13 protein-coding genes and 1 tRNA gene are annotated in these 11,967 nt (G+C 70.1%); 10 read left to right on the plus strand and 4 right to left on the minus strand.

The window, feature by feature from the left end; genetic code table 11:
- Window positions 1–212: 212 nt before the first annotated feature.
- The 4 genes from rsmI (at window position 213) to QM624_RS07820 (ending at window position 3,863) form a co-directional block, all read left to right on the plus strand.
- Complete coding sequence (rsmI, locus tag QM624_RS07805) at window positions 213–1,094, plus strand: 16S rRNA (cytidine(1402)-2'-O)-methyltransferase (protein ID WP_415090483.1); 882 nt, start codon at window positions 213–215, stop codon at window positions 1,092–1,094.
- On the plus strand, window positions 1,091–1,933 hold the full coding sequence (locus QM624_RS07810; protein ID WP_415090485.1) for a TatD family hydrolase: 843 nt from the start codon (window positions 1,091–1,093) through the stop codon (window positions 1,931–1,933). Before rsmI ends, QM624_RS07810 begins: the two co-directional genes overlap by 4 nt.
- A 120-nt stretch (window positions 1,934–2,053) precedes the next feature.
- Complete coding sequence (rsmA, locus tag QM624_RS07815; RefSeq protein ID WP_415090487.1) at window positions 2,054–2,920, plus strand: 16S rRNA (adenine(1518)-N(6)/adenine(1519)-N(6))-dimethyltransferase RsmA; 867 nt, start codon at window positions 2,054–2,056, stop codon at window positions 2,918–2,920.
- 10 nt (window positions 2,921–2,930) lie between these two features.
- Window positions 2,931–3,863 (plus strand): 4-(cytidine 5'-diphospho)-2-C-methyl-D-erythritol kinase, encoded by a 933-nt coding sequence (locus QM624_RS07820; protein WP_415090489.1) that lies wholly within the window; start codon window positions 2,931–2,933, stop codon window positions 3,861–3,863.
- Window positions 3,864–3,899: 36 nt separating this feature from the next.
- Here QM624_RS07820 and QM624_RS07825 read toward each other — a convergent pair whose 3' ends face one another.
- The gene (locus QM624_RS07825) at window positions 3,900–4,055 is read right to left on the minus strand and encodes a hypothetical protein (protein WP_415090491.1); all 156 of its coding nucleotides are present in this window, start codon (window positions 4,053–4,055) and stop codon (window positions 3,900–3,902) included.
- Window positions 4,056–4,187: 132 nt separating this feature from the next.
- Here QM624_RS07825 and QM624_RS07830 point away from each other — a divergent pair, with 132 nt between their 5' ends.
- Entirely contained in the window at window positions 4,188–5,111 is a 924-nt protein-coding gene (locus QM624_RS07830) for a LysR family transcriptional regulator (RefSeq protein ID WP_415090493.1), read from the plus strand.
- Window positions 5,112–5,160: 49 nt separating this feature from the next.
- Here the strand turns inward: QM624_RS07830 and QM624_RS07835 are convergent, their stop codons facing one another.
- The gene (locus QM624_RS07835) at window positions 5,161–5,853 is read right to left on the minus strand and encodes a TetR/AcrR family transcriptional regulator (protein ID WP_415090495.1); all 693 of its coding nucleotides are present in this window, start codon (window positions 5,851–5,853) and stop codon (window positions 5,161–5,163) included.
- Between the two features lie 86 nt (window positions 5,854–5,939).
- On the opposite strand from QM624_RS07835, the gene QM624_RS07840 reads away from it, so the two are divergent.
- Window positions 5,940–6,018 (plus strand) — tRNA-Gln (locus QM624_RS07840).
- Between the two features lie 118 nt (window positions 6,019–6,136).
- Here QM624_RS07840 and QM624_RS07845 read toward each other — a convergent pair.
- Both QM624_RS07845 and QM624_RS07850 read right to left on the minus strand, forming a co-directional pair.
- A complete protein-coding gene (locus QM624_RS07845) occupies window positions 6,137–7,480 on the minus strand; it encodes a tyrosine-type recombinase/integrase (RefSeq protein WP_415090497.1) in 1,344 nt (447 codons plus the stop codon).
- Window positions 7,477–7,896 (minus strand): hypothetical protein, encoded by a 420-nt coding sequence (locus QM624_RS07850; protein WP_415090499.1) that lies wholly within the window; start codon window positions 7,894–7,896, stop codon window positions 7,477–7,479. Before QM624_RS07850 ends, QM624_RS07845 begins: the two co-directional genes overlap by 4 nt.
- A 249-nt stretch (window positions 7,897–8,145) precedes the next feature.
- Between QM624_RS07850 and QM624_RS07855 the strand changes: the two genes are divergently transcribed.
- The 4 genes from QM624_RS07855 to QM624_RS07870 form a co-directional block, all read left to right on the plus strand.
- On the plus strand, window positions 8,146–8,334 hold the full coding sequence (locus tag QM624_RS07855; protein ID WP_415090501.1) for a helix-turn-helix domain-containing protein: 189 nt from the start codon (window positions 8,146–8,148) through the stop codon (window positions 8,332–8,334).
- A gap of 58 nt (window positions 8,335–8,392) precedes the next feature.
- Window positions 8,393–8,590, plus strand: coding sequence for a hypothetical protein (locus QM624_RS07860; RefSeq protein WP_415090504.1), 198 nt, complete (start codon window positions 8,393–8,395; stop codon window positions 8,588–8,590).
- A gap of 139 nt (window positions 8,591–8,729) precedes the next feature.
- Complete coding sequence (locus QM624_RS07865; RefSeq protein WP_415090507.1) at window positions 8,730–11,078, plus strand: bifunctional DNA primase/polymerase; 2,349 nt, start codon at window positions 8,730–8,732, stop codon at window positions 11,076–11,078.
- Window positions 11,079–11,705: 627 nt separating this feature from the next.
- Window positions 11,706–11,967: hypothetical protein (locus QM624_RS07870; RefSeq protein ID WP_415090509.1), on the plus strand; the 262-nt coding region annotated here is incomplete at its 3' end.

An 11,967-nucleotide genomic window follows, 5' to 3' on the forward strand; every position in this document is an offset into this window, starting at 1 on the left:
GGCTTCCGGCGCGGACGACCGGCGGAGTCCACCGGCTCGTGGCGTCGCCGGGCACCTCGGTCGCGGGCGCGGGCGTGCTGCTCGCCAGGGACGTGGGTGCGGCTTCGGTCACCGCGCCATCCTAGTGTCCCGGCCATCGGCGAAGGCTGGTGGCCGGGACACCAGAGATTGCGGGCAACGTCCCATGGCTGTGATGTGGAAGGGTAGGACTCATGAGCGAACCGGGTGTGCTGGTGCTGGCCGGCACCCCGATCGGGAACGCCGCCGGCGCGGCGCCGGCGTTGCTGGCCGCACTGGCCGAGGCCGATGTGATCGCCGCCGAGGACACTCGCAAATTCCGTGACCTGTGCCGCCGGCTCGGGGTGGCGCCCGAGGCGTCGGTGGTGTCGTTCTTCGACGGCAACGAGGCGGCCCGGGTGGACGGCCTGGTCGCCCAACTGCTGGACGGACGCCGCGTGGTGGTGGTGTCCGACGCCGGGATGCCGGCGGTCTCCGACCCGGGCTACCGGCTGGTCGCGGCCGCTGCCGCCGCCGGAGTGACGGTGACCGCGGTGCCGGGGCCGTCGGCGGTGCTGACCGCGTTGGCAGTCTCCGGCTTACCCACCGACCGGTTCTGCTTCGAGGGCTTCCTGCCCCGCAAGCGCGGTGAACGTCGCGCCCGGCTCGCCGGGCTGGCCGCCGAGCAGCGCACCATGGTGTTCTTCGAGGCGCCGCACCGGCTGGACGCCTTCCTCGCCGACGCGGTCGAGGCGTTCGGCGCCGAGCGGCGCGCGGTGGTCTGCCGAGAGCTGACCAAGACCCACGAAGAGGTGCTGCGCGGTGGCCTGGCCGAGCTGGCCGCCTGGGCGCAGGGCGAGGTGCGTGGCGAGATCACCGTGGTAATCGAGGGCGCCGGTACTTCGGGTGGCAGCCTGCCGGAGGCGTTGGCCAGCGTGCGGCTCGCAACCGAGTCGGGACGACGCCTCTCCGAAGCGGTCGCCGAGGCTGCCGCCGCCCACGGTGTCTCCCGGCGTGAGTTGTACGACGCCGCTTTGAAGGACCGCTCCGGTGACAAGGCCCAACCCCGCGACCCGAAAGGACCGGCCGGACGATGAGTCGCGAACTGCCCGCGGCGCCCGAGCCGCTGCCGGCGTCCACCACGGACGCCCACACGCATCTGCTGAGCACCAGCGAGTATTCCGGGTTGGCCATCGCCGATGCGGTGCGGCAAGCGGCTGCCGTCGGGGTGAACCGGCTGGTCGAGGTGGGCTGCGACGTGGCCAGCTCGCGTGCCGCCATCGAGATCGCCGAGGAACATCCCGGGGTGATCGCCTGCGTCGCGCTGCACCCCAACGACGCGGCCCGCGCCGGTGCACGGCTCGGTGCGGACCTGGACGCCCTGGCCGCGCTGGTCGGTGCCAGCGACCGCGTCCGAGGGGTCGGCGAGACCGGCCTGGACTACTTTCGAACCACCGATGGCGAGGGGAAACACCGCCAGCGTGAGTCGTTCGCGGCGCATCTGGCCTGGGCACGCGAGCACGATCTGGCAATCGTCATCCACGACCGTGACGCGCACGCCGACGTCCTCGATGTGCTCGACGCCGAGGGCGTCCCGGAGCGGTTCATGATGCACTGCTTCTCCGGTGACGCCGCCTTCGCCCGGCAATGCCTCGATCGGGGTGCCTGGCTGTCCTTCCCCGGCACGGTGACCTTCAAGCCGAACCACGCGCTTCGCGAGGCGTTCGACCTCACCCCGGACGACCGGCTGCTGGTCGAGACCGACGCGCCCTACCTGACCCCGGTGCCGCTGCGGGGCAAGCCGAACGCGTCCTATCTGCTGCCGCACACCGTGCGCTTCCTGGCTGAGCGCCGCGGCGCGGACCCGGCCGAGTTCTGCGGATTGCTGGACGCGAACGCGTCGGCACTGTTCGGCGATTGGGGACGAAATGGCTGAGGAAGTGTGGACCCTCGTTGGTCGAGCTTGTCGAGACCTGAGTCTGCGCCCGCTGGCGACTGGTTTCGACAAGCTCAACCAGCGGTCTCACGACGCTCGACCGGCGGGCTGGGGAGAGCGATGAGCGGGGGTCTGCTCGATCCCCGCCGGATCCGGGAACTGGCCGCCGAGCTCGATCTGCGGCCGACCAAACAGCGCGGCCAGAACTTCGTCCATGACGCCAACACGGTCCGGCGGATCGTTGCGGCCGCTCAACTCGGCACCGACGAGGTGGTGCTCGAGATCGGGCCGGGTCTCGGCTCGCTCACCCTCGGCCTGCTGGAGGTCGTCTCCTGGGTCCATGCCGTCGAGATCGACGACCGGCTCGCCCGCCGGCTGCCCGCCACCGTCGCCGAGCGGCTGCCCGGAGGCGAGCAGCTGCTCAACGTCGTCGAGGCGGACGCCCTGCGCGTCGACCGGTTGGACGATCCCCAGCCCACCGCGGTGGTGGCCAATCTGCCCTACAACGTGAGCGTGCCGGTGCTGCTGCATGTGCTGGCCAAGTTCCCGACGATCCGGCACGGGCTGGTGATGGTGCAGGCCGAGGTGGCCGACCGGCTGGTCGCGCCGTCCGGGTCGAAGGTGTACGGGGTGCCGTCGGTGAAGCTGGCCTGGTACTGCGCGGCGCGCCGGGTCGGGTCGGTGCCCCCGGCGGTGTTCTGGCCGGTGCCCAACGTCGATTCCGGTTTGGTGCGGCTGGAGCGTCGTGACCCACCGGTCACCACTGCCCGCCGCGAGCAGGTGTTCGCCCTCGTCGATGCCGCGTTCGCGCAGCGTCGCAAGATGTTGCGTTCGGCGCTGGCAGGCGTTTTCGGATCATCGGCGGCGGCCGCCGAAGCGCTGGTCGCGTCCGGCATCGACCCGCAGGCCAGGGGAGAGGTGCTCGATGTCGGTGACTTCGCCCGGCTGGCTGTGGTCGCGGATGCCAACGGGCTGAGCATCGGCTAGCTTTGCGGACGTGGCGACGCCCCTAGCCCCCGAGGCCGATTGGGTCCGGGTCCGGGTCTCCGGAAAGATCAACCTGGCTCTCCGGGTCGGTGCCGTGCGTCCGAGCGGGTATCACCCCTTGTCGACGGTGTTCCAGTCGGTGTCGCTCTTCGATGAGGTGGCCGTCCGCTGGGTGGAGCCGGGACGCTTCCCGGTGACGGTCGTCGGCGATCAGGCGGGACTGGTGCCGACCGACGGAAGCAATCTGGCCGTGAGGGCCGCCAAGCTGCTGGCCGACGAATACGGTCCGCATCGTTTCGGTGCCGAGCTGGTGATCCGCAAGACCATTCCGGTCGCGGGCGGTATGGCGGGCGGGTCGGCCAACGCCGCCGGTGCGCTGCTGGCCTGTTCGGTGCTGTGGGATCTGGACATCTCGCCCGACGAGTTGCGTGAGTTCGGCGCCCGGCTGGGCGCCGACGTGCCGTTCCAGCTAATGGGTGGTACCGCGCTGGGGACCGGACGCGGCGACGAACTGGTGCCGGTGCTGAGCCGCGGCAGCTACCACTGGGTGCTGGCGCTGAGCGCCGAAGAACTGTCCACACCGGCCGTGTTCGGACGTTTCGACGAACTCAATCCCGACGCCCCGGACGAGCTCGCGATGCCCAAAGAGGTGATGAACGCGCTGGTCTCCGGCGACGCGGGAGCGCTGGGCGCCGTCCTGGTCAACGACCTGGCACCGGCCGCACAGTCGCTGCGGCCCGAACTGGTGCGGGTGCTGGAGTTCGGACGCGAGGCCGGGGCGCTAGGTGCGATCGTGTCGGGTGCGGGGCCGACCTGTGCCTTCCTCGCCGCCAACGAGGCGGCCGCCGTCGACCTGTCGGTGCGGCTCTCCAGCGAGGGTATGTGCCGGGCGGTGCGCCGGGTCACCGGCCCGGTGCCGGGCGCCCGGCTGATCACCACCTGACGTTCCTGGTGGACCCGCCGGGTCGGCGGGTAGGGCTTACTTGCTCGCCGGGTGATCCAGGAAGGCCTCGGCGGCCACCTGCACGGCGCTGTACGACGGGGTGACGACGCCCGCGACCGGGAAGGCCAGCAAAGCGACGGAACCGCGACGGATGGCGGGGCCGAAACCGGCGGCGATCTTGCTGAAGCTCATGATGTTCTCCTTCATTTGTGAACTCGTGCTTGGTACGACAACAAGTCTTCGCCACTCCGTTCGATGCGTCCAATGAACTGATGTCATGAGATCCATGCGTGATGCGCATATATCCTCGCGGTGGAGGGTGAGATGGATACTGAGGCGCTGCGCTGGTTCGAGATGGTGGCCGACGGTGCGACCGTGACCGAAGTGGCCGAGCTGGAGATGCGCTCTCAGCCGGGCATCTCGCGAGCACTCGACCGGCTCGAAGTCGAGGTGGGTGCGGCGCTGTTCCAACGGTCGGGGCGGCTGCTCTCGCTGACTCCCGCTGGTGCTGCGTTCCATCGGCATGTCGGCGCGGCACTCCACCGGCTCGACGACGGCATCGCCGCCGTGCAGCAGCTGGTCAGCCCCGAGACCGGAACAGTCAGCGTCGCGTTCCAGGCTTCGCTGGGTACCTGGCTGGTGCCCGATCTGATCGGCAGCTTCCGACAGCGCTACCCCCAGGTGCGCTTCGACCTGCGGTCCAAGTCCGATGAACAGGTCACGGCCGTCGGCGCCCGCAGCGCCGTCGACCTCGAGTTGTCGACGCTGCACGTCGCCGAGGACGGTGTGACCTGGCACCCGCTGCTCCGTGAGCCGATCCGGCTGCTGCTGCCGAGGGACCACCGCTTTTCGGGTCGGCGTCGGGTGCAGATCGCCGAGGTCGCCGACGACCCGTTCATCACACTGCGGAACTCGTCGCTGCTGCGCGCCCAGCTCGATCGACTGTGTGCGCACGCGGGCATCGAGGTCGAGGTGGCACTGGTGGCCGACGATCTGCCCACGCTGCGCGGCTATGTGGCGTCCGGACTCGGGGTGGCCATCATTCCGGCCCGCTGGGACGCCGGGGCGATCGAGCCGTCCTCACCGCGGGTGCACTATCTCGAACTGGCCGATCCGGACGCCGAACGCATCGTTGGTCTGTCCTGGAACGAACACCGGCGACGCCTGCCGGCTGCGGAACTGTTCCGGAACCATGTGCTGGACCGGGCCAAGGCTGGCAAGCTGCCTCGGCCCGTGCCGATTCAGTGAGGGTTGCCCTCGGGCCGGCTTCCTGGGTCTCCGGTCTCTGGTGAGGGTTCTATTCGCCGGCTTCGGTAGCGGCGCTCTCAGCCCGGTGGGGGCGATCGAGCCGTGGCTCGGGCTGCAGATGGCGCATCCCGTTCCAGGCCAGGTTGACCACGTGCGCCGCGACCACGTCCTTGGACAGGCCGCTGTCGCGGTTGTCCAGCCACCACTGACCGGTCAGGGCGACCAGGCCGACCAGCATCTGCGCATACATCGGCGCCAGTGCCGGATCGAGCTGGGTCTTGGAGAACTCGCCTGCCAACAGGTCCTCGGCGCGGCCGGCGACATCGGAGAGGATCGTCGCGAACGAACCCTCCGGCGAGGTCGCGGACGACCCGCGCGAGATGATCAGGAAGCCGTCCGGACAAGCATCGATGTAGTCGAGTAGGGCCAGCGTGCCGAGTTCGATCAGCCGCCGGGCCCCGGCTCGCGGCGTGGTCAGCGCGGAGCGGATCGCGGTGTGCAGGGCTCGCACCTCGCGATCGACGACCACCGCGTAGAGCCCCTCCTTGCCGCCGAAGTGCTCGTACACCACTGGCTTGCTGACCTCGGCGTGGGCGGCGATCTCCTCGACAGAGGTGCCTTCGACGCCGCGCTCGGCGAACAGCCCGCGGGCGACCTCGATCAGTTGCTCGCGGCGCTCCGCCCGCGTCATCCGCACACGCACGCGGCGAGCGCGTCCGGCTGCAGCTGACGAGGATGGCATCCGCCCAGTCTGGCGCCCCTCGGGTCAGCGCGCCAATCCCGGCGAGATGCGGTGGTACGCGCGGGCGACGTAGAGTGTGGCATCGATCCCCGGTTGGTCTTCCGGCAGGGCCCGCCTGACTTTGAATCAGGATTAGCGAAGTAGGTTCGACTCCTACCCGGGGAGCTGAGGGCGCCAGCGATGCCGGCCCGACCAGGCCGAAGGCCGGTCCCCGTTACGGTCGGGGACCGGCCTTCTTTCCTCGCTGGTCACAACCCTGGTCACAACCGGCGCCGAGCCTCACTCACACGGCGAACAAGCGCCCGGCGACCTCGGCTGCGTCGGCCGCGGCGTCGTCGTCGGTCACCAGATAGAACCGTCGATAGGTGTCCACATCGTGGCCGAGTAGCGCCGCCGCCTGGTGATCGGGCACGCCGGCGTCCTGTAGGGCAGTGGCGAGCGAGTGCCGGACGTTGTGAATCCGCGCCAGGTGCGGCACGCCTGCGCCTGCGCACAGGGTCTTGAACCGCCGGCTGTAGGCGTCCGGCTGGACCGGCTCGCCGAGGCTGTCGCGGATCACAAGACCCTCGGACGGCCGGCCCTGGGCCAACCACAGTTCGCGCAACGCGGCGGCAGTCCCCGGGTGGATCACCTCGGCGGTTACGGTCCGCCGAGAGTTGTCCGTCTTGGTGCCGGTGATCGTCGTTGTGTTGCTCACGCCGTCCTTGGTCCGCGAAGCGACCACACGGACGCGGCCGGTCCTGTGATCGACGTTCGTCCAGTCCACGCCCAACACCTCGGACCTCCGCAACCCGCACAACGTCAACCGGGCGCCGACCCTGAGCCAGGGCTCGGCGTCCAGCGGTCGGGCGTCCACGTACGTCCTGAACGTCACGAGTTGGGCCGGCGTCCAGCGCTTGGCGCTCCGGGTGTTGGTCGGGTCGTCCGGCTCGGTGTCGGCGGTCGTGACCTTGCGCGGCGCCTTCGCGATCGCCGCCGGGTCGGCCAGCACCCAACCGGACCGGAGCGCGTAGGCGAAGACCTGGCGCACGCCGGTGAGCGCGTACACGATCGAGCGGTGAGCGAGGGGGTGCCCGCGCTTGCCGCCCACGGTCGCCAGGGTGAGCAGCGCGGCCTCTATGTCGTCCGCGGTGACCTCGCGGGCCACCCGGTCGCCGAGGATGCCGAGCAACGACGACATGGCCGACCGGTAGCCGCTGTGCGTGTTTCGCCGGATGCCGCCGGGTGTTCCCACCTCGGTGTCTCGTCGGTTGAGCCAGCGGTCGGCGAGCTGCTGGACCGTCCACAGGCTCGGGTCGGCGTAGCCGGGCGCCTTGCCTGCCGTGCGGACCTCGGCGACCCACTGCCTGGCGGCGTCGAGACGATCGAAACGCCGTTTGAGCTGCCGCCGCTGGCCCTCGGGTGTCCGGATGCCGACGACCGCCACGAAGCGCCCGGAGGCCTCGCGCCGGATCGGCTCGCTGTGGGTCGGGCAGGCCGGGCATGTGTAGCCGACGACCTCACCGCCTGCGGTGATCGGCGTCCAGCCCGTCCGCACGTTGCCGCGCCCGACGCGGCAGGACGCGCACACCTTGAGCGCGTTCGGCGGCAGCGCGATCCGGCTGCCGCCTCGGGTAGTGCTTGTCATGGTTTCTTCCTTTCGTTGGGTTTGCGGCCACGGGTGGCCTGGGGGACATCGGGGAACGCTAGGCGCGCGTTTCGAATCCAGCGGTCCACGGTTCGAACGTTGCGCTGGTAGAGACGTGCGAGGTCAGCACGCTCGAAACCTTGGCGCAGCAGCTCGGCTACTTCTTCGTCGGTCGGCACCTGCCCGGGCTGAGTCGGATCACTCAGGCCGCCGGGAAGCGTGAAGGTCAGAGAACCGTGAAGATGCTGGGTCGCCTCGGCCCGAGCCACGCGCCGGATTCGATCGACCGGCACGCGCCTGAGCATGTTGTCGTCGATGTGGTCACCGGCAATCACTTCTAGGTGATCCAGTTCGCGAGTCCGGGGGTCAACGGTCGCCCGATAGGTGACGCGGCGATCGTGATCGTAGATCTCCACGCCGTGCCGGGTGTGTGCAGCACGCCACGCGGGGTCGGGAGGCTCCCGGACCTCCAAGCGCTGTCCATCGGCGGTGGTGACAGTCGTGGGTTCGGGCCGAGGTTCGTCGGCGTCGTAGCGCTGCCACGGCACCACGGACCAACTCGTCTGAATCGGAGGCATCATGTGCGCATATTACCGCCTTGAATAGTGCACACACAAGAGGCCAGGATGGCAGCACAGGGGACAGCCCGGAGGAGGAGAGAACGGATGACAACGGAGGCGAAGCACACCGCCACTGACGTGCTGCGGGTGCCTGAAGTGGCCCAGAAGCTGCGTTGTTCCGACGACGCGGTCTATCAGTTGGTCGCGTCCGGTCGGCTGCGGTCGGTCCGCGTCGGACGGCTGGTACGCGTCCCGGCGTCCGCGTTGGCCGCGTTCATCGCTGGCCAGGACTAGGCAGAACACAAGCAACGCCGCCCGGTAGGCGGGCGGCGTCACAAGGAAAGGACTGCAAGTGAACGATACCGACGACGTGCCCGACCGTGGTTGGACGCTGCGAGACGCGATGCGAGAGGCGTTCAGCATCATGCTCGCGATGCTGGCGGACGACTTGTCAGCAGCGGACCGGCGGGGGTTGCGCGACCGGGCTCGGCGGGCGATCTACAAGCTGAAAGCGATGGAGGAGCGGCCCGAGGTAGCACCGACCAACTGAGCTGGTCGGGTGGCGCCTCGCCTGCGCTCGCGCCGAGGGCGTCCGCCCGACCCACAACTGAACAACAGCGCCGCTGGCAGTAGGGCCGGGCCACCGCAACCGCGGGGCTCGGCCCTGCGCATTGAGAGGACACAAACGCGTGACTGCAACGCAAGGCCGCCGCCCCGAGACGAACGGGACGGCGGCGGAGGACATGGCGAGCGTAGCGCCGTCGGCCGCGCTGCGGCTCGATCCGGGCAAGTACTCCGACCCGCTGATGGTCGCGGCCTCGGTGGCTGCCTGCGGCTGGCCGGTCATTCCACTGTGGTCGGATACCCGGGTTCCCATCGGCGCGGGTGGGGAGCGGCACCGCGGCATCTGGTGCCAGACGGCGGCGGAGGTACTGGCGTGCGCGGAGTCCCTGGCCGAGCGATTCGGATGTGATGGGCGCCCCGGGCCGGCGCCGAGCTGGGGCGTAGTGCTCGGCGAGCCGAACCGGGACGGGCTGCGCCTGGTGGTCGCCGATACCGACAGCCACGACGCCGAGCAGTGGCTACAGGCTGCGATGGCCGAGGCTGGCGCCGAGAGTTGGGGGGCGTCCACGATGAGGGCCGCGACGCATCGCGGGTGGCATCGCTACGGCGTCACGGATCGCGAGGTGCCCACCGGCAAGCCTTGGCCGGGACTCGACCTAAAGGCGGTTGGCGGCTACGTCGTCCTACCCAACTGCCGGCACCCGGCCGGCGGTCGATACCAGGACGTGACCGGGCCGAACGGCACGATTCTGACGGCCGGTGAGCACCCGGGCGGCCCTGCGGTCTATCGCTCGGTCACCAGTTGCCCGGATGGCCTGCGGGGGGCGTGGAGCGTGCCGATGCTGTGGCCCGCGGCACTGCTGGACCGGCTGACAGCTCGCGAAACGCCTGAGAGCCCCGCACCCGTCCCCGAACTTCTGGCGGTCGCTGCTGGCGCGCTGACGCCCACGGGCGAGACGTTCTCGGGGCCGAGCGCGGACCGGGCGTCGGCTTACTCGCGAGGCGTCGTTGATGGCGTGCAGGGCGACCTAGTGGCGGCGAGTGACTGGCCTGCCGGTCACCGCGACGAGCGCGGCCGTGGCTGGGAGAAGCTGACCGCTGACGCGGCGCTCAAGCTCGCTCGGCTGGCCCTAGCCGACTGGTCCGGCTTCTCGCTGGACCAAGTGCGCCGGGTGTTCCTGGGTGCCGCGCCAACTGACCAGCACTGGACCGGCCGGGACGTCCGGGCGAAGTGGGATTCGCAAGTACGTGCCGCGCGTCGCAAGGGGCCGCTTCCTGCTCCGGCAGACGTCCCGACCGGCCGGGCCTGGCTCGACCCGGCCGGCATTCTGGTGGTGGACCTCACCGACGAGCCGACGGCCGGGGAAATGGCCGCCGACGACGAAGCGGCGGCCAGGGCGCCGGCGGCCGCTGAGCCCGCCCCGACGCTGGCCGAGGTGAGGTCGGACGGGCCGGAAACCGATGCAGGTTGGGGCCGGATGGACCTGTCGGCCATCCTGGACGCCGCCGAGGCGGGCGAGCTGGTGATGCCCCTGCCGACGGTCGGCACGGTGGACGGTAGCGATGCCGGGTTGTTCTATGAGCGGTGCGTGAACGGCGTCGCGGGTGAGAGTGGCTCGGGCAAGAGTTGGCTGGCGTTGACCGTCGGACTGCGCCGGATGGAGGCAGACCACCCGTTTCTGTATCTGGATTTTGAGGACAGCCCCGAACGTGCGGTGGCGCGCCTGATGATGCTGGGAGCGGACGTGCCGATGCTCCGCGAGCACTTCCACTACTGCAAGCCAGTGAGTCACAGTCGAGCGGCCGTCCTCGCCCTGGCCGAGGTCGTGCGTGCGATGAATAGCCCGCTGGTGGTGCTCGACAGCACCGGCGAGGCTATGAGCCTCGCCGGTGCGAAGCAGAACGACGACAACGAGACGGCGCTGTGGTTCGCCGCTGTGGCGCGACCGCTGGCCGAGGCCGGCGGCTGCGTGGTGTTGCTGGACCACATGACGAAGGCGCCGGACGGTGGTTTGTGGCCGATCGGATCGCAGAGAAAACGGGCAGCGGTGACCGGTGCTCAGTACGTGGCGCAGGTTGTCGAGCCTTTCAGCAGGGGTCAGAACGGCTGCACCAAGCTGGTGGTTGCCAAGGATCGTCACGGCGCGCGGGCAAAGGGCGAGGTTGCTTCGTTCGTGCGGTTCACCCATCCGATCGCGAGTCGGGTCGAGGAATCGGACGGGTCGGTCTCGGTTGTGTTGTCCGACGAACTGACGGTGACGTTCGGGCGCGGCAAGACGGTGGATGAGGTCCGGGTCGAGCAGGAGACGCAGGGCGACAAGGACCTGGCCGCGGACGTGCTGATGCTGACGCTGCTCGACCCGCCGCCCACCTCTCAGCGCGACGTGATCGCTCGCATGAAGTGGGGCGGCAATCGGGCGATGGCGGCCCTCAAAGAGTGGCGCAGACTGAACGCTCAGGGCGGGGGCGAGTGACGTGCTGACCGCCGGTTTGGTGTCTCCGGGTGCTACTCGGGTGACGCCCTGCCCGAGTAGCGCTGAACGGGCCTGTCGTCGCTTGCCTGCTACTCGGCGATCTGGGAGTGAATCACCTAGTCAAACTGTCATTGAGTGGTCAATGCTACTCGCTACGGTAGCGCTACTTAGTAGCGGGGCGAGCAGTGCTACTCGCGCTACTCAGGCCGTAGGACTGAGTAGCGCAGTAGCGCGCATGGTGGTCGGTAGCGAAGGTGCCCGGCCAGAGGTGGCCGCGCTCCGCGCGGCCGACCCCTCCGGCGAGATCGCATCCGAGTTCACGCGCGCGCGTTTGGCCAGCGGCCCGCACTCCGGCGGGCGACCCGCGGTGTCGGCCAGGACGTCGGCCGAGTGGCGCTCGACGGCCGGTCGCCGATCCGGTCGGCCCGGCACGGACGCCGGCCCGACGGCACCACTCACCGACCAGCCGAGGGCGAGGACGACACCGCCGCTCGACCCCTCACCTGAGTCTGAGTCAGGACTGCTCGGGGCGTCCGCCCTTGTCACCCGCCCACCACTGGCCCGCGGTCACAACCTCGGGCACAACCGACCCCGAACGGGGCGGAAACCACACGATCGGAGGACACCATGACCGCCCATGATGCAGGCCGGATCGCCGACCGGCCGGAGCCCCGGCACGACCCGGCCTCGCCCCCGGAGCGCGACCCCTGGGCGACCGGTTTCGTCGGCATGGTCGCGGGCCTGGACGGCGAGGCCGTGCGCGCCGCTGAGGCCCGGGAGGCGGCCGAGCAAGCTCGGTTGCGGGCCGAACTGCCGCCGGACGCCCGCTGGCGCGCCGAGGTGGCTCTCGGTCTGCGGCAGCCGCCCCGGCCGGCTGCCGTCATCGCCC

The sequence above is a fragment of the Micropruina sp. genome (genome assembly GCF_047606365.1).
Classification (GTDB): domain Bacteria; phylum Actinomycetota; class Actinomycetes; order Propionibacteriales; family Propionibacteriaceae; genus Micropruina.